We start from the raw sequence: 20935 nt of genomic DNA, 5'->3' as shown, positions 1-20935 counted from the left end.
CCTTGTTTGAGGTTACGCGCGAAGCCTCATCGATATATTGTCGCACCGGGATTCGTCCACGGTCGAGTTCGTTCAACGGAAAATTGTGTGGATCAGGAGCAGCCGCAGCACGAGAAGATCAGATTCAGGCGTGATGAGATCACCGACCTGGGTGCCTTCCCGTCCGCGTGCCGCGTACCGCCGCTCGGCCAGGCGTCGATCGGCCGCGGCGTTCGTATTCTTGCGCGGCTGTTTGCCGGCCTTGTGGTCCTTGTGCTGCTGGCCACCGCCGCTGTGTATGCGATCGGCATGTCCGGTTTCGGCGCCGAGCGGCTGCGGGCCGAAGCGGAAACGGCCATCGAGAAATTGGCCGGCGTCGATGTCGATGTTGCGGTCGGGCCGGCCCGTCTCACGCTCGACGGATCGAGCTTCATCGCGCTACAGGTCAGCGACGTCGGTCTCAAGACCGCCGACGGCAAACCGATGGCCGATGCTGGGCGTGTCCGCTTCGGCATAAGGCTGATACCGCTGCTTTCGGGCGAGGTGCGGCTTACCAGCGCCAGGATTTCCGATGCGCGCATCGTTATGGCGGCGCTGCCGTCGGGTGGCGACTGGACGGCGGCGCTGCGCAATGACGACGGCCTCATCGACCCCGAAAGACTGGCCGGCACGGTCTTTGCCAGCGTCAACCACGCGCTCGATGCGGTGCGCGAGGATTCGATGCGCCGGATCGACCTCCGCAATGTCGACGTCGTTCTGCCCGAGGCCGGGTCGGTCAAACTGGTCAGGATCACAGATGCCACCGTTGGGCAGTCGGGGCCGGGCGGCATGGAGTTTTCGTCCGACGCGGAGGTCGACGGCAGGGCACTCACCATCACCGCCTCAGCGACCCGCGATACAACGACGCGGCGCGTGACGGCTTTGGATGCCAGCGTCGAGATAGCGGAGGTTAACGGGGCTGCGGCAGCGCCAGGCGGGACGCTGGGCGCGATTGCCTTGAAGCTGGCGGGATCGGAAGGATCCGGCGAGAATGCGTCGCGGCTGGCGGCCTCGTTGTCGTTCGCCGGTTCCGTGCTAGATTTTGGCCCCCGCGGCTCGCTTCCAGCAGACGTCGATCTCAATGCCACGCTTGTCGCCGGTTCGAACAAGATCCAGGTCGACAAGCTGCTGTTGAAAACCGGTCGCTCGATTTTCAATTTCGCCGGTTCGATCGGACCGAAGCCTGCGACAGGGACAGCGGGCGAGGAGCCATCCTACCGCTACGACCTGACCAGCGACGGCTCGACGCTGTCGCCTTCGGAATCGTCCGAACCCGCGCTCGATTTCATCGCCCGCGTCGCCGGCGTCTACCAGACCAGGAGCCGCAAGCTCGTGGCCGAGCAGATCGGGATCAGATCCGGAGCCGCCAGCGAGGCGCTGGGCACGGCTTCGGTCGAGTTCGTCGAGGGAAAGGTGCCTGGCATATCTGTTGCCTTCAATGTCCACGACATGCCGGTCTCGCATGTCAAGCAGTTGTGGCCCTGGTTTTCCGCGCGAAATGCTCGCCTTTGGGTGCTGAAGAACCTGTTCGGCGGCCGCGTCGTCGACGCGAGCCTGCAGTTCCAGGTCGTGCCCGGGCGCCTGGGCAACGGGATACCGCTTTCATCAGATGAAGTGTTCGGCCATTTCCAGATCGAAGGATCGCGCTTCGATACGGCCGGTCACATTCCGCCGATACGCGATGCGGTCGGTGTTGTCGAATTCCACGGCAATGACGTCGACGTCGCTTTGTCCTCGGGCAACGTTTATATGGCCAGCGGCCGCACGGTGGCGGCAAGCAACGGCACGTTGAAGATCAAAGCGGCGAACCGCCCGCCGGTGATCGGCGCGCTCGATATCGACGTCGCCGGGGAGGCGTCGGCAATTGCCGAACTTGCCTCCTACGAGCCGATCAATGCCATGCGCCATGTCGGCCTGCTCCCGGACGAACTGTCCGGCACGGTGACCGGCCACGTCAAGGCGGACATTCCGCTGCAGTCCGGCGTCGACAGCTCGAAACTCGATTGGCTGGTGACGCTCGATTACAAAGACCTGTCGCTGGGCAAGCCGTTCGAAGACCAGACGGTGACGGACGCCGATGGTTCGATCACGGTCGAACCCGAGAAGGCCGTGATATCAGCCAAGGCGCTGCTCAACGGCATTCCAGCCGAACTCGACCTGATCGAGCCGCTCAGGGATGGCGGACCGCCACGCAGCCGGAAAGTGGCGCTGGTGCTCGACGACAAGATGCGTGCAGCCGCCATGCCTGGCCTGTCGCCGCTGCTTTCCGGAACCATCAAGGTTGCGATCGACAAGAGCGGCACGGGCAACCAGACTGTTTCGGCGGATCTGACCAATGCCAGGCTGGATATTCCCTGGGCAGGCTGGAGCAAGGGACCCGGCATTCCAGCCAATGTGACATTTGCCATGGCCAAGTCCGGACACACCACGACGCTGTCCGACTTCGACCTGGATGGAAAGACTTTTTCAATCGACGGCGGCGTGGTGCTGGTCAACGGCGCCTTGTCCTCGGCGCGGTTCAGCAAGGTCACGTTGAACCGGGGAGACAACGTTGCCGTGTCAGTGAAACGATCGGGCAAGAGCTACGCGGTCGACATCAGCGGCAACGCGCTGGACGCGCGCTCACTGATCAAGCAATTCACGTCCGATGTCGACACCGCCACCAAGGCCACGGGGTCCGACGCGATTTCGGTGAGTGCCGATGTCAATTCCCTGACCGGCTTCCACAACGAGAGACTGTCGAACCTGAAGCTCGACTACAGTGCCGCCGGCTCCAGGGTGAACGGGCTCAAGGTGAGCGCCACGGCAAGCTCGGGTGCTGCCATAAGCATCAGCAATACGACCGGCGCCGGCAGGCGCGCCCTCAACGTGACGTCGGCCGATGCCGGCGCCATCCTGCGGTTCCTCAACATTTACGAGCATATGGAGGGCGGTTCGATCATGCTGGCGCTCACCGGGGCAAGCGATGGGCCGATGAGAGGCCAGGTCGACTCGCACAACTTCTTCGTGGTCAACGAGCCGAGACTCGCCTCGCTCGTATCGACGACGCCGGCGGGCGACAGCCGCAGCCTCAACGAAGCTGTCAAAGCCAATATCGACACGTCGAGAGTGAAGTTCGAGCGCGGCTTTTCCGAGATCGAAAAGGGCGCCGGTTATCTCAAGCTGGCCAATGGCGTGCTGCGCGGCCCGCGTATCGGCACCACTTTCCAGGGCACGCTCTACGACCAGAACAATAACATGGACATGACCGGCACGTTCATGCCGGTCTATGGCCTCAACCGCATCTTCGGCGAACTGCCGCTGTTTGGCGCGCTGCTCGGCAATGGCCGCGATCGCGGCCTGATCGGCGTGACCTACCGGCTCAGGGGCGATGCCAACAAGCCGAAACTGGACGTCAACCCGCTGTCGGTGATCGCGCCCGGAATATTCAGGTCGATTTTCGAGTACCGGTGAGGTCAATTGCTTCGAGCGACCGAGTTTTGATCTTAAGCGGCCGCTCGTCCGCCCCGGCCGGATTCACGCCGATGATCCGAAGCGCTTGCACTGCATGAACTTTGAGGTGCGGTTGGTGGTGCAAATTATAAGAGTGCGGAGTTCGACACCTTTGTGTGTATTACTGCAACCGGGCCAAATTGACGGTTTTCCGCGCACGGCCAGGAGCTACACTATGTGCCGCGATCGAATTCCAACCGGCGCACATTGCTGACGACGTAGTCGAATGGATGGGGCGATGAAGGAAGATCCGGCTGGGGCGATCAAGCTTCTCTCGAAGTTTGCGGGAGAGAATCTGACGCGGACATTGTCGCGAATTGAAAGCGATGTGCGGGGTTTGACGGCCGACCAGGCATTGCCATTTCTGGAAACCGCGGGTGCCGAACGCAACGTGCTTGCGGCGGCTGGCGCAATGAAACGGCTGGCGGGTCAGATCGACGTCACAATACATGCGCTTGGCATCTTGCTGTGTCTCCCACACGTTCTCGAACCGGGAGAGCGCGTCGAGTATGTTTCGCTTGGCGCCGGCAACACCGGACGCCAATTCGACCTCGAGACTGACCGCCGCATTGCGGAGTTCAAGTTTATAAACTGGCGAGGAGGTGCGGAGTCCGTCCGACAGAATTCCATATTCAAGGACTTCTTCATGCTGGAGGATAGCCAAAGCCCGAAGCGCAAAATCTTGTACTCGTTGGGAACAGCGCATGCGCTGAAATTTCTGAACGGCGGCCGCTCGATAAAGAGCGTCCTCAGCCGGGGGGACAAGGTCCAGATGCTCTTTTTCGAGCGGTTTGGGGACAGGTATCGCAAGGTGAAGGACTACTTTTACGATTATCAACATGCCGTTTCGATCGTCGACGTGTCGTCCTGGCTCAGCGAGCTCGCGGAGGCTCTACGCTCGCAGACCTTGGTCGTCGCGCCTGAAACGGAGCAACTATGAGCGTCTGGCGGCACCTGAGAAAGCGCTTTTTCGGGCCTGATGAGGATCCAGCGAAATCTATGGCGGACATGATCGAAGCAGCCCCCAAGACTACCAAGCTGCCGACAACTTCTACGTCGAATCTGAAGAAATATCTGGACTACTACCGCACACGCAAAGAGCCGCACTATGCCGTTCTGGTCACCGGCGACTGGGGAACGGGGAAGACCTACCAGGTACGCCAGGCGATGCCGGACGAGGAAGCGTACTATGTGAGCCTCTTCGGCCTCAACAGTTCCGATGACGTGGTCGCAGCCGTCTACACAGCGATGTTTCCGGGAAAGGCGTGGGTCAAGAAGATTGCCAACAGCGTCGGCGACATGACGGCCGAGGTGCCGGGTCTCGGATCACTCGCCGTCAGCGGCCTCACCTCGGGACTGGTCGGGGCATTCCTCCGCCAGGAAGTGAGGAACGACAAGCCGATCATTTTCGACGATCTCGAGCGATGTGGCCTCGGCGTAAAAGAGACGCTGGGAATCATCAATCTCTATGTGGAGCATCACGGCTGTTGCGTGATCGTCATTGCTCACGACCAGAAGCTCGCCGAAGAATTTTCGGAAGCGAAGGAGAAGATCTTCGGCCAGACCATTCGCGTGGAGCCGCAGGTCCTCGCGGCCTTTGACGATTTTCATTCGGTGTTGCCTGCGGGGTCCGGAAAGGATTTCGTTGCCACGCAGCGGGACAACATGATCGGGGTCTTCTCCGAATCCGGCGTGCAATCACTTCGGATATTGCGGCATGTGATCGAGGATCTGAGCCGACTGATCGGAACTTTGAGCAAAGAGCATCTGGCGAACGATCAGGCGATGGTCGAACTCGTCCGGCTCTTTTGTGCTTTTGACATCGAGTGGCGGGCCGGTCGCCTCGAGCCTGAGGACCTTTCGCAACGGCGCGCCAGTGAATTTGGCTATATTGCTGGACGCGGGGGAAAGGAGGGCGCTGGCGAGCAGCCCAGGATTGTAGTCGCGAAGAACCGCTACAGTTCGGTGAATCTGACCAGTTCGCTACTTCAGGATGAAGTGCTCAGCCAGATGCTGATCGAGGGGCGGTTCGATAAATCAGGCATTCGAGCATCGCTGGATGCGAGCTCCTATTTCCTGAAACCACAGAGCGCGGCGCCTTGGCAGATCGTCGGCAGTTTCGACAAACTCAACGACGACGTTGTCGATGATGCAGTCAAGAAGATGCAGGAGCAGTTCGACACGCGGGCCATCGTCGATTCCGGCGAGATGCTCCACATCTTTGCGCTTCGGATGATGATGGCCAGCAAGGGCATTCTTGGCAAGGACCTCAAGACAGTCGCGAAGGAGTGCAGGTCCTACATCGACAAACTCCTCGCCGAGGGTCGGCTGCCCCCACGGGGATCAGATTGGCGCTGGTATGACGAGTTCGATCATTCAGCCTATGGGATCAGCTATTGGGTTACTGACGACTACAAGGCGGAGTTCGAGGCCATCTTCCGGCATCTGCTGGATGCACGCGGCAAGGCCCTTGAGGCAAAGTTTCCAGAGCTTGCGCCTGAGCTTTTGAAGATTGTGGAGGCTGACGGTCAACGGTTCCTAGAAGAGGTTTGTAATACTGGAAAGGGAACGTACACCTACGCTTCGATACCGATTCTCGCCGCCATAAAACCCAAGGATTTTATCGCGGCATGGATGCGGTCTCCAAAGTCAAACTGGTATTGGATCTCGAACGCTCTGCAGGAGCGCTACAAGGGGGCCCGCTTTGAAGAGGTCCTGAAGCCGGAGGCCGGTTGGATCGACGAAGTGGTAAGACTTCTAGGCAAAGAAGCTGATAAGGCGTCGGGTCTGGCCAAGCTTCGACTCCAACGCACAATCCCAAAACTCCCGCCCAAGCAGGTCGAGCCGGCAGCAGTGCCGGACGAAAAGACCGCACGCGTGAAGGCGGCGCCGGCGAAAGCTCCGGCAACCAAGCGGCGGGAGGCGTAGCTCGAAGGCATAGATGATGAACAATTCGGCATGATCGAGCAGATTTTTTCCATTCGCGCCTAAGTGCACCTAAACAGCAGCTGTCGCCTTTTTGTCGAAGGCAGTCAGTCTGGTCCCTGCCCAGAACAAGACGTTCATCGAGGCGCAGCAGAACGTCCGCTCCTGGCGCTACCTGCTCGTTTCGATCGATGAGACGGATGGCGATATTCCACGGCCATTCTCGGCAGAAAGCTGATTGAGTTACCCCAGGCCGTGATCCGAAGGCCAGCGCCGCTGTTCGGCGCGCTGCTCGGCAACGGCCGTGACCGCGGCCTGATCGGCGTAACTACCGGCTCAAGGGCGACGCCAACAAGCCGAGACTGGACGTCAACCCGCTGTCAGTGATCGCGCCCGGGATATTCAGGTCGATTTTCGAGTATCGGTGAGGTCGAACCTAAACACTCGGACTGAGCTTTGGTCCTAAGCGGATTCTCGTTCGTCCCGACCTAGTTCACGCCTATGACCCATCACGGATGCGACACCTGCAAATTGATGCTCCCATTGAGGTGGAGGAAGCTTTCATCGAACGGCGCCGATATCACGGACCGTACGCAGGTGCGATCGTGGATCGCAAGCAGCGACGGTCGGCGCGTCGTGGCTACTTCTTCACAACGGTCTTAGTTAAGCCTTTCTTCCGCAGGGAGTCGACGATCTTGTCGTAAGAGAGGGTGCGAATTTCTCTCCCGACGTTGGCGGCAGCGGGTCGAGCCCTTTTTCCAGAAATTGGTAGGAGCATTTCAATCTGCGTGCCACTAGGCTTCTTGGACATCAGATATCTCCTTCAGTAGCCGAGCAACCTCCAACTCTTCCCGCGTGACCAAGGAGTCCACGGGAGGAGCGGAAAACGGCATCGCCGTCTTTCGTGATCGCAAAACAAAGCTACCAGCCTGCTTCCTAACAGGATTCGGTTTAAAAATCCTAGAGAAGCTACGTGGCGCAGCACCTTGGTATTGCAAGAACACGACCTTCTTCCCTTCGTCATTCTCGTTTGTCGATATGGCATCGTTGTGAAGGTTGAGGGCCAAGCTCTTCGGATAGGGCTCGATATAGACAACCTTGCGGATGCCGGCAGCGACGATGTGTCGGGCACAGTTGTGACAAGGAAAGGTTGTCGTAAAGAGGGTGGCGCCACGCACCTGACCGAGGCCATCACGAGCCGCCGACACGATTGCCGCCATTTCCGCATGCACGGCGCGAGAGAACTCGATGAGGCCTTTAACACGCGATTTCCGAACTTTCTTCAGGAAGTCATCGACCTCCTGCTGAGAACTTTCCGTAAAACTCTCCCGCGCGTACTTCGCTATCTGGTCGAAGATCGCGTCTTTCTCGGCATCGTTGTGGCAGATCTTATTCTTCCAGTTGTAGCAGCGGTGATCATGGGTCGGAGGCAGGTTGGATGAATAGAGACCGCCATCAAACTTTGGCACGTCGTTTGCGCCTTGGCCTATCAATTCCCCGTGGGGATTTTGAATCACAGCTCCCACCTGCCGGGAAAGACAAGCGGACTGCATGGCCACGCTAGCTGCGGCAAACATGGCGGTTTCATCGCTGTTCGGGGTACTGACGCCGACCTCAAAAATGCGATCCAGGAACGATTGCAGGACCACGGTCAATTGCACCGTATTCTGAGCATCATTCCTGATGAACATATCGGCGATGCTCATGGTGTCCTTGACCGACTGCCCATGCTCAGTTCCTTCGTCGTAGTCCTGATCGCTGATCCGCTGGATATAGGCATTGCTGGGGCTGGCAGCCTTCAATCTAGAAATTCGAACCTCTTCGGGGGCAAACACTCCCAAGAGCCAGAACAAATCGCCGTAAACAGTTCGAAGTCGCTCGACTTCGCCAGGGTTTTTCAAGGAATCGATAATAGTGCAGTAGCGACGCACCTTGTCCGCGTCACTTTCATCACGGCTGGCATGAATTCTCTCGATGCAAAAGTTGGCGAGCACATCCTCGCCGAACTGCCCTCGTAAGGCGCTGCCTGTCTGCTGCAATTTGTGGATGCGTTCATCGTCGGTAGCAGACACCGGCTGATGATCAACCAGTTCGGCCTTTTCGTTGATGATATCACTGACCTTTATCGTCTCAACGGAGTAGCCGAATTCCCCCTCAAGTATTTCCGCGAGCGCAAGAGCGGTGATGCTTACCCCGGATCCCACAGGGCCGACCAAAGCGATTACGAGTTCGTCGGTGCGCCGTTCTTCATTAGTGACCGGCACCTCGCTCGTGAGTTCGGAATTGTCATTCTTCGGTGTCTGGTTTTTCGGCCCAGCAACGTTGAGTGCCTGAATCGCCATATTTGATCCCCCCAACGACAAAGATCAAACAAAGCTCGCTTCTCGTCAATTACTATCCGAGCAGCCTAAAATTCGATTTAAGCACGGCATGGACAAACGGGGAGCACGTCACATTCTCGGCAGCTAGCTGATCAAGTTTTATCCCTGACCGTGATCCCGAACCGAAGGTCAGCGCCGCAAACCGGAAAAGATCATGGTCAAACAAGAAGACCCATCCCGATTCCATCAGGTCGGCTCAGGGCTCCGCTCAAACCGGCCGCACCAGAACGTGTTTTTTCTTGCCGAGCGACAGTTTTACGACCTCTTCCGGGCCGAGATCCTGAAGCGTCACCACCCGGCGATCGTCCGACACCGGCTGGTCGTTCAGCCGCACGGCGCCGCCCTGGATGTGTCGCCGCGCCTCGCCGTTGGATGCGGCAAGCCCGGCGGTGACGAACAGTGACAATATGCCGACGCCGCTTTGCAAATCGGCCTTGCCGACCTCAACGGTTGGCAGCGTTTCGGCCAGCGCGCCTTCCTCAAACGTCTTGCGCGCGGTTTCCTCGGCTTGCTCGGCTGCCTCGCGGCCGTGCACGATGGCCGTCGTTTCCGTGGCCAGGACCTTCTTGGCCTCGTTGATCTCCGAGCCTCCAAGCGCGGCGAGCCGCGCGATCTCGGTGAGCGGCAGGCGGGTGAAAATCTTCAGGAAGCGCGTGACGTCGGCGTCCTCGGTGTTGCGCCAGTACTGCCAGAAATCATAGGGCGAGTAGAGATCGCCGTTCAGCCAGACGGCGCCCTTGGCCGATTTGCCCATCTTGGCGCCTGACGAGGTCGTCAGCAGCGGTGTGGTCAGGGCATAAAGCTGCGCCGTACCCATGCGGTGCCCGAGATCGACGCCGTTGATGATGTTGCCCCACTGGTCCGATCCGCCCATCTGCAGGCGGCAGCCATATCGCCGGCTGAGCTCGACGAAATCATAGCCCTGCAGGATCATATAATTGAATTCGAGGAACGACAGTGATTGTTCGCGCTCGAGCCTCAGCTTGACGCTGTCGAAGGTCAGCATGCGGTTGACCGAAAAATGCCGGCCGACATCGCGCAGGAATTCGACATAGTTGAGCTTCATCAGCCAGTCCGCATTGTTGACCATGATCGCGTCGCCCGCACCGTCGCCGAAACGCAGAATGCGGCCAAAAATGCGCTTGATGCCGTCGATGTTGGTGGCGATGGCCTCAGGCGTCAAAAGCTTGCGCTGGTCGTCGCGGAAGGACGGGTCGCCGATCATCGAGGTGCCGCCGCCCATCAGGGCGATCGGCCGGTGGCCGGTCTCCTGCAGCCAGTAGAGCATGGTCGCGGAAATCAGATTGCCGATATGCAGGCTGGTCGCCGTGGCGTCGTAGCCGACATAGGCGGTCACCGTTTCCTTGGCGAAAAGCTGGTCGAGGCCGGTGTCATCCGAAATCTGGTGGATGAAACCGCGCTCGCTCATAATGCGCAGGAAATCGGATTTAAAGGCGGACATTTTTTCTTTCCCGAAAGCGCCCAACGGGCGTGGTATGCGTGAACGCGGGCGTTTAGCATCCAAGCGCGGTCAGCAAAAGGGGAATCCGGTTTTGCATCCGATCGCGTTTTACATGATCGGTTCGGTGCGAACGTAATCACGGGGTCGTGAAACGGGCGCAAGCTCGCCTTCCGGCTGCATCTTGCTTCATCGTTTGGGCTGGCGTAATGAGGCGCGCCAGCGGATTCTTGCCGCACATGACCCGCTGGAACGGCACCGCACGGCATCGAATCGAATGCCATATCCTATGACAGAGCCCGACCCGAAATGCCGGAGATATCCATCGTCATTCCCTGCCGGAACGAGGCGGCGAACCTGCCGCTTCTGCTTGACGAGATCGGGGCGGCGATGGTCGGGCGCGACTTCGAGGTGATCGTCGTCAATGATGGTTCGACCGATGAGACCACCTCGGTGCTTGCCGCCCAGGCAGTGCTTCGCCCGTTTCCGCTTCGCCACCTCCGGCATGAGAAATCCGCCGGCCAGTCTCTCTCTGTGCGTTCGGGCGCTTGGGCGGCCCGCGGCGATATCGTCGCCATGATTGATGGCGACGGCCAGAACGATCCCAAATATATTCCGGTGCTGGTCGATGCGCTGCGGCAGGCCGGTCCCGGTTTCGGTGTTGCGCAAGGGCAGCGCCTGAAGCGTCGCGACAGCAAGATCAAGCAACTGGCGTCCCGTTTCGCCAACTGGCTGAGAAAGGCCGTCCTGCATGACGAGACCCGCGACACGGGCTGCGGCCTGAAGGCGATCCATACCGATATCCTTAGGAAATTACCCTTCTTCGACGGCACGCACCGCTTTGTTCCGGCCCTCGTCATCCAGGAGGGGTATCGCGTCGTGCATTGCGACGTCGTCGACCGCTCTCGCCGCCACGGCAAGTCGAATTACGGAATTTTCGATCGCGGCCTGCAAGGGGTGCTTGATCTCGCCGGTGTTTGGTGGCTGCGCCGCCGGCGCCGCAGAATGCCAAAAACAGTGGAAATCCGGCATGGCTAACGTGCTTCAGGAACTGGCGACCTGGCTTCACGACGTCTTCGTCAAGCAGTTCGATACGTGGATTCTGCTCGGCTTTGTCGCCCAGTTCTTTTTCAGCATGCGCTTCGTCGTGCAGTGGGTCGCATCGGAAAAAGCCAAGCGCAGCGTCGTGCCGATCGCTTTCTGGTTCTTTTCGCTGTTCGGCGGCAGCCTGCTGCTGATCTACGCCATCCAGCGGCAGGATCCGGTGTTCATCGCCGGCCAGGCCCTGGGACTGTTCATCTACATCCGCAACCTGTGGCTGATCGCCAACGAGCGCAAGGCGGCGATGACGAAGGTCGATTGAGCGACCTGCCTCTCAGCGCGACGTGGCGCAAGCCGGTAAGGTCGACACCGATGCCTTCCTGGCCGCAGCAAATCCCTGGGAGTCCCCGGGCTGCGACCTTGCACAAGGTCGGTGCTACCTGTCGTCCAGTCCGCCGTAGGATCGTACAAGCCGGACCATGTCGGGCGAGTTCGAGCCCTCGCTCTCGAGCCCCTCGGCGACACCGCTACGGTCGGCTATTGGCCGGTTCTGGCTGACCTTCCACTTGCCTTGCATGTCCATGATCTCGATTTCCAGCCCGACAATGCCCTTGATCTGCGACTGGATGAAGCTGGCTGGTGCGTCGGTCACCGCCCAAGGTGCTTTGCGAGCGGCTTCCTGTGTTACCGTCAGATCGGAAATCTGTCGCGCCAGCCAATCCTGGTCCTCGATCACTCTAACTGCACCGCGCACCTGGACAATGGCGTAGTTCCAGGTCGGCACGACCTTCCCGGTCTCGCGCTTGGTCTCGTACCAGGACGGCGTCACATAGGCATCGGTGCCCTGGAAGACGACCAGCACAGGCGATGCCGGGTTGTCGGCCAGCAGGCGCCATTGCGGATTGGCTCTCGCCAGATGGGCGCGCAGCCTGCCGTTCGGCGGCGCCTCTGCGTTGCGCAGGGAGGGGGCGTCGAGCAGGAACGGGATCGCGTTCGCGACCGGCCCCTCGGCTCCATTTGAAATCAGCAGGCCAAGCGGATGCGCCCGGATCAGCCCGTGCAGCACGTCCTGCCGCGTTTCCTGGAAATGCGGGGGCTGGTACATCGCTGTTATCTCAACCGTTTCGGCCGCGGGTCGGATAACTCGCCGGCCAGCCGGCGATCGAGATAGTCCGCGCATTCCTGGAGCAGGAGGTCCGCGTCGTTGGAGAAGAAATGGTTAGCCCCGGGCAAGGTCTTCTGGGTGATGGTGATGCCCTTTTGCGTGTGCAATTTGTCGACCAACCCCTGCACGTCCTTTGGCGGCGCGACCTTGTCGGCGTCGCCATGGATGATGAGGCCGGACGACGGGCAGGGGGCCAGGAACGAGAAATCATAGGTGTTGGGCTGCGGCGCGATCGAGATGAAGCCTTCGATCTCCGGCCGGCGCATCAGAAGCTGCATGCCGATCCAGGAGCCAAACGAATAGCCGGCGACCCAGCAGCTCTTGGAATCAGGATGCAGCGACTGCACCCAATCAAGTGCCGCGGCCGCATCCGACAATTCGCCGGTGCCGTGGTCGAATTCGCCTTGGCTGCGGCCGATGCCGCGGAAATTAAAGCGAAGCGTGGTGAAATCCCGCTTCTGGAACATGTAGAAGAGGTCGTAGACGATCTTGTTGTTCATCGTGCCGCCGAACTGGGGGTGCGGGTGCAGGATGATGGCAATCGGCGCGCTCTTTTCCTTGGACGGCTGGTAGCGACCCTCCAGGCGGCCGGCCGGACCGGTGAAAATGACCTCAGGCATAAAATACTCCACATGGCATATGAATGCGCGGCGCCCGGAACAACTCTTCCTCTGGCCCCCAGTCTTCCCAGGCCTTGACGCAGGGCGAGCGTCTTTCTAGAAGCTAGTTTAGAATTGTTCAAAACTGGGTGGCCAAAACATCGTGGTTCGGCCATCCGCGCCGCAAGTCGCGTAAATAGGACGGCTTGCCTTGCAATTTCAAGGAAATAACGCGCTATCCTCGCGGAATGGCTCTTGAAGGGACCGATCGAAACGAAAATGGCCGGAAGACGCGCCTATCTCGACTACAATGCCAGTGCGCCGCTGCTTGCCGCGGCGCGCACGGCAATGATTGCCGCGCTTGATGTCGCCGCCAACCCGTCATCGGTCCATGCCGAGGGTCGCGCCGCACGGCGGCTGATCGAGAATGCAAGGCGCGATGTGGCGACGCTGGTCAACGCCAGCGCCGAGCATGTCGTGTTCACCTCCGGTGCGACGGAAGCCGCCTCGACGCTGCTGACGCCGGATTGGCAGATGGGGCGCGGCACTATCCGCATGAGCCGGCTCTATGTCTGCGAAGCCGATCATCCTTGTGTGCTGAATGGCGGGCGCTTTCCGGCAGCCCAGGTGACACGCATCGGCGTCGACACCAACGGCATCGTCAGGCTGGACGCGTTGGCGGCGGCACTTGGCCGTCATGACAAGGCAGACGGCCTGCCGCTGGTGGCGATCCACGCTGCCAATAACGAGACCGGCATCATCCAGCCGATCGAGCGCATCGCCGAAATCGTCAAGGCGGCGGGCGGCATTCTGATCATCGACGCCGTGCAGGCCGCCGGCCGCATTCCGCTCGATTTGTCAGCGGGTTACGCCGATTACCTGATTCTGTCTTCGCACAAGATCGGCGGTCCCAAGGGCGCTGGCGCCATCTTCGCCGCCTCGGACCTGATGATGCCAAGACCCTTGATCGCCGGCGGTGGCCAAGAAAAGGGCCACCGTGGCGGCACCGAAAACCTAGCCGCGATCGCCGGTTTTGGCGCGGCGGCGCGGGAAGCCCTGATCGGATTGAAGAGCATCGATGCGGTCGGTCGCCGCCGCGACGAGATCGAGGCCATCGTGAAAACGCTGGTGCCGGATGCGGAAATCTTCGGAACTGGCGCGCTGAGGCTTGCCAATACGACATTCTTCGCTATTGCGGGCATCAAGGCCGAGACGGCGCAGATCGCCTTCGACCTCGCCGGTGTGGCACTGTCGGCTGGATCCGCCTGTTCGTCGGGCAAGGTTGGCCCGAGCCATGTCCTGAAAGCTATGGGGCACAGTGATAGCCTTGGCGCTTTGCGCGTGTCCATCGGCCACGCAACGAGTGCCGAGGATGTCGAGTTGTTCCGCAAGGCACTGTCAGGTATCGCCTCGCGGCAAGCCGGTAACGAAGCGGCGGGCAGGGAAAAAGCTGCCTGAGTGCGGCAGAATGATGCAGGCCTTCCGGCCTGGTAGAGCCGTGCGTTTCATGGTGGCCGGGTGAATTTCCGGCAGGGACGCACTATATGGAACTTACGCCGCCTTGGTTGCCCATGGGCACTCGTTTCGCGGTGCCATAGTTTGAAAACTGTCGGGCCTTGACCCCGGCGTGGATGGAGAACGCATATGCCTGCTGTGCAGGACACGATCGATCGGGTCCGAAAGATCGACGTCGACCAGTATAAATACGGATTCCAGACCGAAATCGCGATGGACAAGGCCCCAAAGGGCCTGAGCGAAGACATTATCCGCTTCATTTCGGCGAAGAAGGACGAGCCGTCCTGGATGCTGGAATGGCGTCTGGAAGCCTATCGGCGCTGGGTGACGCTGGACGAGCCGAAGTGGGCGCGCGTCCATTATCCGAAGATCGATTTCCAGGACCTCTACTACTATGCGGCGCCCAAGAGCACGCCGGGACCGACATCGCTGAGCGACGTCGATCCTGAGCTCTTGAGGGTCTACGAAAAGCTCGGCATTCCGCTGAAGGAACAGGAAATCCTCGCCGGCGTGCAGAAGACCGACGCGTCGGAACTCGAGGAACCCAGCGACAATGTCTACAAGTCGGGCCGCGTCGCCGTCGACGCGGTGTTCGATTCGGTGTCCGTCGTCACCACCTTCAAGAAGGAGCTGGCGCAGGCCGGCGTCATTTTCTGTTCGATCTCGGAAGCGATCCGCGAGCACCCGGAACTGGTGAAGAAATATCTCGGTTCGGTTGTGCCGACCTCCGACAACTTCTACGCGACACTGAATTCGGCGGTGTTCACAGACGGCTCCTTCGTCTTCGTGCCCAAGGGCGTGCGCTGCCCGATGGAACTGTCGACCTATTTCCGCATGAACGAGAAGAACACCGGCCAGTTCGAGCGTACGCTGATCATCGCCGAGGAGGGGGCTTACGTCTCCTATCTCGAAGGCTGCACGGCGCCGCAGCGTGACGAGAACCAGCTTCATGCCGCGGTGGTCGAGCTGATCGCGCTCGACGATGCCGAGATCAAATATTCGACGGTGCAGAACTGGTACCCCGGCGACGCCGAGGGCAAGGGCGGCATCTACAATTTCGTCACCAAGCGCGGCGACTGCCGTGGCCATCGTTCGAAGATATCGTGGACGCAGGTCGAGACCGGCTCGGCCATCACCTGGAAATATCCGAGCTGCATCCTGCGCGGCGACGATTCCAGCGGCGAGTTCTATTCGATCGCCGTGTCAAACGGCTACCAGCAGGTCGATAGCGGCACCAAGATGATCCATCTCGGCAAGAACACGTCGAGCCGCATCATCTCCAAGGGCATCGCCGCCGGCCTTTCGCAGAACACCTATCGCGGACAGGTTTCGGCGCACCGCAAGGCGACCAACGCCCGCAACTTCACCAACTGCGACTCGCTGCTGATCGGCGACCAGTGCGGCGCGCACACCGTGCCCTACATGGAAGCCAAGAACGCGACGGCGAAGTTCGAGCATGAGGCGACGACTTCGAAAATTTCCGAAGACCAGAAATTCTACGTCATGCAGCGCGGCATCCCGGAAGAAGAGGCGATCGCGCTGATCGTCAACGGCTTCGTCAAGGACGTCATCCAGCAGCTGCCGATGGAGTTCGCCGTCGAGGCGCAGAAGCTGATTGGGATCAGCCTCGAGGGGAGTGTCGGGTGAGTGACGATGAGGCAGAGAACGGTCCGCCGTTGGTGGCACGCGTCCACCAGTTTGACAGGGATTCTGGTGAGCTACCCGACGACTATCGGGCCAAACTCGATGAGCAGATTTGCGGAGAATTGGCAACGTCGCTTGGAAATTACCTTCGAAGCTTTGCTGCCGAAAGCAGGGTCGCCGTCAGTATCGAAGTCGAAGCCAACCGAATTAGCGCTGGGCGCGAAGACGGCACGGAGTTGATGATCCAAGTCTACGGTCCTGAGATTTTTGAAATCACCAGGTGGCCGAATCCCGCCGACGCCGTCGAGGACGGAAGTATGCGAGTTGACTTGGCACCTGAACTTGAAAGCGACGTCGCCGTTACCCTAGCCCGGCGATATGTAGTCAACGGAACGATAGAGCAAGAGAATGCTTGAAATTAGAAATCTGCATGCCCGCATTGTCGACGACGGCACTGAGATTATCCGCGGCCTGAACCTGACGGTGAAGGCCGGCGAGGTCGCCGCGATCATGGGCCCGAACGGCTCGGGAAAGTCGACGCTGTCTTACATCCTCGCCGGGCGCGAGGATTATGAGGTCACCGAAGGCGATATCCTCTACAACGGCCAGTCGATCCTCGATATGGATCCGGCCGAGCGCGCCACATCAGGCATCTTTCTCGCCTTTCAGTATCCGATGGAAATACCGGGCGTCGCGACGATGGAATTTTTGAAGGTGGCGATGAACGAGCAGCGCAAGGCGCGCGGCGAGGAACCTCTGAAGATCCCCGAATTCCTGAAGCGGGTGAAGGACGCCGCCGCCTCGCTCAACATGGACATGGCGATGCTGAAGCGGCCGCTCAATGTCGGCTTTTCCGGCGGCGAGAAGAAGCGCGCCGAGATCTTGCAGATGAAACTCCTGGAGCCGAAGCTGTGCGTGCTCGACGAGACAGACTCAGGTCTCGATATCGATGCGCTGAAGATCGTCTCGGACGGCGTCAACGCGCTGCGCTCGCCCGACCGCGCCATCGTCATCATCACCCACTACCAGCGCCTGCTCCAACACATCGAGCCGGATACTGTGCACGTGCTCTACAGGGGCCAGGTGATCAAATCGGGCGACAAATCGCTGGCGCTCGATCTCGAGGCCAATGGCTATGCCGGCGTGATCGGCCAAGCCGCGTGAGATGCCAGAAGGCGAGACAAAGCTAGGCGAGGCGAAACTGATGAATATACATACGACACCCCAGCGAACGCCAGCCGAAACGGCGCTGATCGACGCCTTCAGCGACCGGCTCTCGCTGCTGCCCGGCGACGGCACGGTGATGCTGAAGCGCGACGACGCCATCGAGGCGATCAAGAGCGGCCTGCCGACGCGGCGCATCGAATCCTGGCACTACACCGACCTGCGTCGCCTGCTGGGTTCGGTGCCGGACTTCGATCCCGCGGCTGCCGCCAAGGCGATCGCACCGATCGTTGAAGGCTCTGCCGTTCTGCCAGTCCTGAACGGCGTCTCGAGCACGAAGCTGCCGACGGTTGATGGCGTTGCGGTGCAGCGCCTGTCGGAGAAGCTGACCGACGGCAGCGCAGCACCTGGGCTCGATCCGTATGGCACCGACGATGCAATCGGCGCTCTGAACACCGCTTTCGTTGCAGACGGCTATTTTGTCGACATCGCCGACGGCACCGAACTGGACAAGCCGATCGAACTGCAGAACCTGCAGGCCGGCGGCCAGACGCATGTGCGCTTGGGCGTCCGCGCCGGCGCCGGCGCCAAGGCTGTTATCGTCGAGCGCCAGGCGGGCGAGGGCGCCGCACTCGTCAGCTCGGTCAGCCAGCTTCTGCTTGACGAGGGCGCCGACGTGACGTGGCTGATCGTGCAGGAGCAGCCGGATACGGCCACGCATCTTGCCCAGTTCAAGGCGCATCTCGGCAAGAATGCGAAGCTGACGCTGTTCGTGATGAATGCCGGCGGCAAGCTGGTGCGCCAGGAGATCGTGGTCAAGACGACAGGCGAAGGCGCCGATTTCACGCTGCGCGGCATCAACCTGCTTGCCGGTGACACTCATACGGACGTGACCATGGTGCTCGACCATGCCGTGCCGCACACGGCTTCGACGGAAGTAATCCGCAATGTGGTTACCGGCAAGGCGCGCGGCATCTTCCAGGGGCGCATCAACGTCCACCAATATGCGCAGAAGACCAACGCCAAGATGGCCTGCAACACGCTGCTTCTGTCGGATGACGGCGAGTTCTCGACCAAGCCTGAGCTCGAAATCTTCGCCGACGATGTCGTCTGCGGCCATGGCGCGACCGTCACCGAGATCGACCATAGCCACCTGTTCTACCTGATGGCCCGCGGCATCGACGAGAAGACCGCGCGCGGCCTTCTGGTCAAGGCTTTCGTTGCCGAGGTAATTGAGGAGCTGGACGACGAGGCGATTGTCGAGGCGCTGGAAGCAAGGCTCGACGGCTGGTTCGTGGCGCACGGCTAGCGCCTTCCCTTTGTGGGAGAAGGTGGATCGGCGCGTAGCGCCGAGACGGACGAGGGTGTTGGACGGAATGAGGCGATGAAGTTGTGATGGACCAGAAAGTCGAAAACATCCCCTACGACGTCGAGGCGATCCGCCGCGACTTCCCGATCCTGTCGCGGGAAGTCTACGGCAAGCCGTTGGTCTATCTCGACAACGGCGCCTCGGCGCAGAAGCCGCAGGTCGTGCTCGACACCATCCAGCACGCTTATTCCCAGGAATATGCCAACGTTCATCGCGGGCTGCATTTCCTGTCGAATGCCGCGACCGACGCCTATGAGAACGCGCGGAAGATAGTGCAGAGGTTTCTCAACGCGCCAAGCACCGACAACATCGTCTTCACCTCGAACACCACCGCTGCGATCAACACCGTCGCCTACGGCTTCGGCATGCCGAATATCGGTGAGAGCGACGAGATCGTGCTTTCGATCATGGAGCACCATTCCAATATCGTGCCGTGGCATTTCATCCGCGAGCGGCAGGGCGCCAGGCTGGTCTGGGTACCGGTCGACGACCTCGGCGTCTTCCATATCGAGGAGTTCGAGAAGCGGCTGACTGATCGCACAAAACTGGTCGCCATCACGCACATGTCGAATGCGCTGGGCACGGTGGCGCCGATCAAGGAGATCGTGCGCATCGCGCACGCACGCGGCATTCCGGTGCTGGTCGACGGCAGCCAGAGCGCCGTGCATATGCCGATCGACGTCCAGGATCTCGATTGCGATTTCTTCGTCTTCACCGGCCACAAGGTCTACGGTCCCTCGGGCATCGGCGTGCTCTATGGCAAGAAGGACATGCTGGAGCGCATGCGCCCGTTCATGGGCGGCGGCGAAATGATCGAGGAGGTGACGCAAGACATCGTCACCTACAACGATCCGCCGCACCGTTTCGAGGCTGGCACGCCGCCGATCGTGCAGGCGATCGGGTTGGGCGCTGCGCTGGAATACATGGAAAAGATCGGCCGCGAGCGCATCGCCGCCCATGAGGCCGATTTGAAGGACTATGCGCATGAGCGGCTGCGCGCCATCAATTCGCTGCGCATCTTCGGCGATGCGCCTGATAAGGGCGCCATCATCTCCTTCGAACTGCAGGGTATCCATGCGCATGACGTATCGATGGTGATCGACCGGCAGGGTATTGCTGTCCGCGCCGGCACGCATTGCGCCCAGCCGCTGTTGAAACGCTTCGGCGTAACTTCCACATGCAGGGCATCGTTCGGCATGTATAATACCAGGGCCGAAGTCGACGCTTTGGCCGATGCGCTCGAAAAAGCGCGAAAATTCTTCGGGTGACGATGATGGATGATGCAGGCCGGACCGCTGAGACCACTTCGGAAACGACTGCCAACGGTCTGGTTTCCGCCTCGGCCATTCCCGCCGACGAACTGGCGCGGCTGACCGACGACATCGTCTCGGCGCTGAAGACGGTCTACGACCCGGAAATCCCGGCCGACATCTACGAGCTTGGCCTGATCTACAAGATCGACATCGAGGACGACCGCTCGGTCAAGATCGACATGACGCTGACCGCGCCTGGCTGTCCGGTGGCCGGCGAAATGCCGGGCTGGGTGGAAAATGCCGTCGGCGCCGTGGAGGGCGTTTCAGGCGTCGAGGTCACCATGACCTTCGATCCGCCCTGGTCACCCGACCGCATGTCGGAAGAGGCACAGGTCGCGGTGGGTTGGTACTAGCACCGGATATGACAAAGATTGGTGCACTTGCGCCAGGCAGAGAATTTCACCATTTTAGGTGAGGAATCATTCGGCAGGCCTTGAACCTGCACGCAATGGAGAAAGAAAAGATGGGACGCTTTGCCGTCATCACGATGACCGAAAAGGCCGCCGACCGGGTGCGCGAGATCGTCGCGACCCGTGAGAGTGCGCACGGCATTCGCCTTGGCATCAAGAAGGGCGGCTGCGCCGGCATGGAATATACGGTCGACCTGGTGACCGAGCCGAATGCCAAGGACGATCATGTCGAGCGCGACGGCGCCCACGTTTACGTCGCGCCCGAGGCAGCACTTTTCCTGTTCGGCACCGAGATGGATTTCGAGCAGACGACGCTGCGCACCGGCTTCACTTTCCGCAACCCGAACCAGAGCTCGGCCTGCGGCTGCGGCGAATCGGTTGAGCTCAAGCCGGCCGATCTGAAGGCTCTGGCCGAGGCGCGCGCCTCGGCCTGATCGGGC

Annotated in this window: 18 protein-coding genes; 13 read left to right on the top strand and 5 right to left on the bottom strand. The window is 60.3% G+C overall.

What is annotated here, in order from left to right; translation table 11 throughout:
• Positions 1-87 precede the first annotated feature (87 nt).
• The 3 genes from ACWTU8_RS11425 to ACWTU8_RS11415 all read left to right on the top strand — a co-directional run bounded on the left by ACWTU8_RS11425 (position 88) and on the right by ACWTU8_RS11415 (position 6438).
• Entirely contained in the window at positions 88-3471 is a 3384-nt protein-coding gene (locus ACWTU8_RS11425) for a hypothetical protein (RefSeq protein WP_455848148.1), read from the top strand.
• A gap of 277 nt (positions 3472-3748) precedes the next feature.
• A complete protein-coding gene (locus ACWTU8_RS11420; protein WP_455848147.1) occupies positions 3749-4450 on the top strand; it encodes a hypothetical protein in 702 nt (233 codons plus the stop codon).
• Entirely contained in the window at positions 4447-6438 is a 1992-nt protein-coding gene (locus ACWTU8_RS11415; protein WP_455848146.1) for a hypothetical protein, read from the top strand. Before ACWTU8_RS11420 ends, ACWTU8_RS11415 begins: the two co-directional genes overlap by 4 nt.
• 637 nt (positions 6439-7075) lie before the next feature.
• On the opposite strand, the gene ACWTU8_RS11410 is transcribed toward ACWTU8_RS11415, so the two are convergent.
• The 3 genes from ACWTU8_RS11410 to tyrS form a co-directional block, all read right to left on the bottom strand.
• Entirely contained in the window at positions 7076-7246 is a 171-nt protein-coding gene (locus ACWTU8_RS11410) for a hypothetical protein (protein ID WP_455848145.1), read from the bottom strand.
• Positions 7230-8777, bottom strand: a complete 1548-nt coding sequence (locus ACWTU8_RS11405; protein WP_455848144.1) for an anti-phage dCTP deaminase — start codon at positions 8775-8777, stop codon at positions 7230-7232. Before ACWTU8_RS11405 ends, ACWTU8_RS11410 begins: the two co-directional genes overlap by 17 nt.
• 247 nt (positions 8778-9024) lie before the next feature.
• Complete coding sequence (gene tyrS / locus ACWTU8_RS11400; protein ID WP_455848143.1) at positions 9025-10278, bottom strand: tyrosine--tRNA ligase; 1254 nt, start codon at positions 10276-10278, stop codon at positions 9025-9027.
• 306 nt (positions 10279-10584) lie between these two features.
• Here tyrS and ACWTU8_RS11395 point away from each other — a divergent pair, with 306 nt between their 5' ends.
• Both ACWTU8_RS11395 and ACWTU8_RS11390 read left to right on the top strand, forming a co-directional pair.
• A complete protein-coding gene (locus ACWTU8_RS11395; RefSeq protein ID WP_455838181.1) occupies positions 10585-11313 on the top strand; it encodes a glycosyltransferase family 2 protein in 729 nt (242 codons plus the stop codon).
• Entirely contained in the window at positions 11306-11638 is a 333-nt protein-coding gene (locus tag ACWTU8_RS11390) for a lipid-A-disaccharide synthase N-terminal domain-containing protein (protein WP_029353575.1), read from the top strand. Before ACWTU8_RS11395 ends, ACWTU8_RS11390 begins: the two co-directional genes overlap by 8 nt.
• A 114-nt stretch (positions 11639-11752) precedes the next feature.
• On the opposite strand, the gene ACWTU8_RS11385 is transcribed toward ACWTU8_RS11390, so the two are convergent.
• Both ACWTU8_RS11385 and ACWTU8_RS11380 read right to left on the bottom strand, forming a co-directional pair.
• Positions 11753-12421 carry an FMN-binding negative transcriptional regulator gene (locus ACWTU8_RS11385; protein WP_455848142.1) on the bottom strand — a complete coding sequence of 223 codons (669 nt, stop codon included), beginning with the start codon at positions 12419-12421 and terminating at the stop codon, positions 11753-11755.
• 5 nt (positions 12422-12426) lie between these two features.
• Positions 12427-13101, bottom strand: coding sequence for an alpha/beta hydrolase (locus ACWTU8_RS11380; protein WP_027154148.1), 675 nt, complete (start codon positions 13099-13101; stop codon positions 12427-12429).
• 258 nt (positions 13102-13359) lie between these two features.
• Here ACWTU8_RS11380 and ACWTU8_RS11375 point away from each other — a divergent pair, with 258 nt between their 5' ends.
• From ACWTU8_RS11375 to sufA, 8 genes are all read left to right on the top strand, one after another.
• A complete protein-coding gene (locus ACWTU8_RS11375) occupies positions 13360-14538 on the top strand; it encodes a cysteine desulfurase family protein (RefSeq protein WP_455848141.1) in 1179 nt (392 codons plus the stop codon).
• A gap of 186 nt (positions 14539-14724) precedes the next feature.
• On the top strand, positions 14725-16242 hold the full coding sequence (sufB, locus tag ACWTU8_RS11370; RefSeq protein WP_095521676.1) for a Fe-S cluster assembly protein SufB: 1518 nt from the start codon (positions 14725-14727) through the stop codon (positions 16240-16242).
• Positions 16239-16655 carry a hypothetical protein gene (locus tag ACWTU8_RS11365; protein WP_455848140.1) on the top strand — a complete coding sequence of 139 codons (417 nt, stop codon included), beginning with the start codon at positions 16239-16241 and terminating at the stop codon, positions 16653-16655. Before sufB ends, ACWTU8_RS11365 begins: the two co-directional genes overlap by 4 nt.
• Complete coding sequence (gene sufC / locus ACWTU8_RS11360) at positions 16648-17403, top strand: Fe-S cluster assembly ATPase SufC (RefSeq protein ID WP_455848139.1); 756 nt, start codon at positions 16648-16650, stop codon at positions 17401-17403. Before ACWTU8_RS11365 ends, sufC begins: the two co-directional genes overlap by 8 nt.
• A 40-nt stretch (positions 17404-17443) precedes the next feature.
• On the top strand, positions 17444-18712 hold the full coding sequence (sufD, locus tag ACWTU8_RS11355; protein WP_455848138.1) for a Fe-S cluster assembly protein SufD: 1269 nt from the start codon (positions 17444-17446) through the stop codon (positions 18710-18712).
• An 86-nt stretch (positions 18713-18798) separates the two neighbouring features.
• On the top strand, positions 18799-20040 hold the full coding sequence (locus ACWTU8_RS11350; protein WP_455848137.1) for a cysteine desulfurase: 1242 nt from the start codon (positions 18799-18801) through the stop codon (positions 20038-20040).
• A 5-nt stretch (positions 20041-20045) separates the two neighbouring features.
• Positions 20046-20438: an SUF system Fe-S cluster assembly protein gene (locus tag ACWTU8_RS11345; RefSeq protein WP_127212323.1), complete on the top strand. Its 393-nt coding sequence runs from the start codon at positions 20046-20048 to the stop codon at positions 20436-20438.
• Positions 20439-20548: 110 nt separating this feature from the next.
• Positions 20549-20929, top strand: coding sequence for a Fe-S cluster assembly scaffold SufA (gene sufA, locus ACWTU8_RS11340; RefSeq protein WP_455848136.1), 381 nt, complete (start codon positions 20549-20551; stop codon positions 20927-20929).
• Positions 20930-20935 lie beyond the last annotated feature (6 nt).

The sequence above is a fragment of the Mesorhizobium sp. BHbdii genome, assembly GCF_053848045.1.
Note: the sequence above shows the minus strand (reverse complement) of the source record. Positions and strands in the feature narration are given on the sequence as shown.

What these genes read in the sequence shown, in the direction of transcription:
- ACWTU8_RS11385 (WP_455848142.1), bottom strand. Translation starts at nt 12,421, where the DNA reads ATGTACCAGCCCCCGCATTTCCAGGAAACGCGGCAGGACGTGCTGCAC.
- ACWTU8_RS11375 (WP_455848141.1), top strand. Translation starts at nt 13,360, where the DNA reads ATGGCCGGAAGACGCGCCTATCTCGACTACAATGCCAGTGCGCCGCTG.
- sufA (WP_455848136.1), top strand. Translation starts at nt 20,549, where the DNA reads ATGGGACGCTTTGCCGTCATCACGATGACCGAAAAGGCCGCCGACCGG.
- ACWTU8_RS11380 (WP_027154148.1), bottom strand. Translation starts at nt 13,101, where the DNA reads ATGCCTGAGGTCATTTTCACCGGTCCGGCCGGCCGCCTGGAGGGTCGC.
- sufD (WP_455848138.1), top strand. Translation starts at nt 17,444, where the DNA reads ATGAATATACATACGACACCCCAGCGAACGCCAGCCGAAACGGCGCTG.
- ACWTU8_RS11420 (WP_455848147.1), top strand. Translation starts at nt 3,749, where the DNA reads ATGAAGGAAGATCCGGCTGGGGCGATCAAGCTTCTCTCGAAGTTTGCG.
- ACWTU8_RS11345 (WP_127212323.1), top strand. Translation starts at nt 20,046, where the DNA reads ATGGATGATGCAGGCCGGACCGCTGAGACCACTTCGGAAACGACTGCC.
- ACWTU8_RS11390 (WP_029353575.1), top strand. Translation starts at nt 11,306, where the DNA reads ATGGCTAACGTGCTTCAGGAACTGGCGACCTGGCTTCACGACGTCTTC.
- ACWTU8_RS11350 (WP_455848137.1), top strand. Translation starts at nt 18,799, where the DNA reads ATGGACCAGAAAGTCGAAAACATCCCCTACGACGTCGAGGCGATCCGC.
- tyrS (WP_455848143.1), bottom strand. Translation starts at nt 10,278, where the DNA reads ATGTCCGCCTTTAAATCCGATTTCCTGCGCATTATGAGCGAGCGCGGT.
- sufC (WP_455848139.1), top strand. Translation starts at nt 16,648, where the DNA reads ATGCTTGAAATTAGAAATCTGCATGCCCGCATTGTCGACGACGGCACT.
- sufB (WP_095521676.1), top strand. Translation starts at nt 14,725, where the DNA reads ATGCCTGCTGTGCAGGACACGATCGATCGGGTCCGAAAGATCGACGTC.
- ACWTU8_RS11415 (WP_455848146.1), top strand. Translation starts at nt 4,447, where the DNA reads ATGAGCGTCTGGCGGCACCTGAGAAAGCGCTTTTTCGGGCCTGATGAG.
- ACWTU8_RS11395 (WP_455838181.1), top strand. Translation starts at nt 10,585, where the DNA reads ATGCCGGAGATATCCATCGTCATTCCCTGCCGGAACGAGGCGGCGAAC.
- ACWTU8_RS11410 (WP_455848145.1), bottom strand. Translation starts at nt 7,246, where the DNA reads ATGTCCAAGAAGCCTAGTGGCACGCAGATTGAAATGCTCCTACCAATT.
- ACWTU8_RS11405 (WP_455848144.1), bottom strand. Translation starts at nt 8,777, where the DNA reads ATGGCGATTCAGGCACTCAACGTTGCTGGGCCGAAAAACCAGACACCG.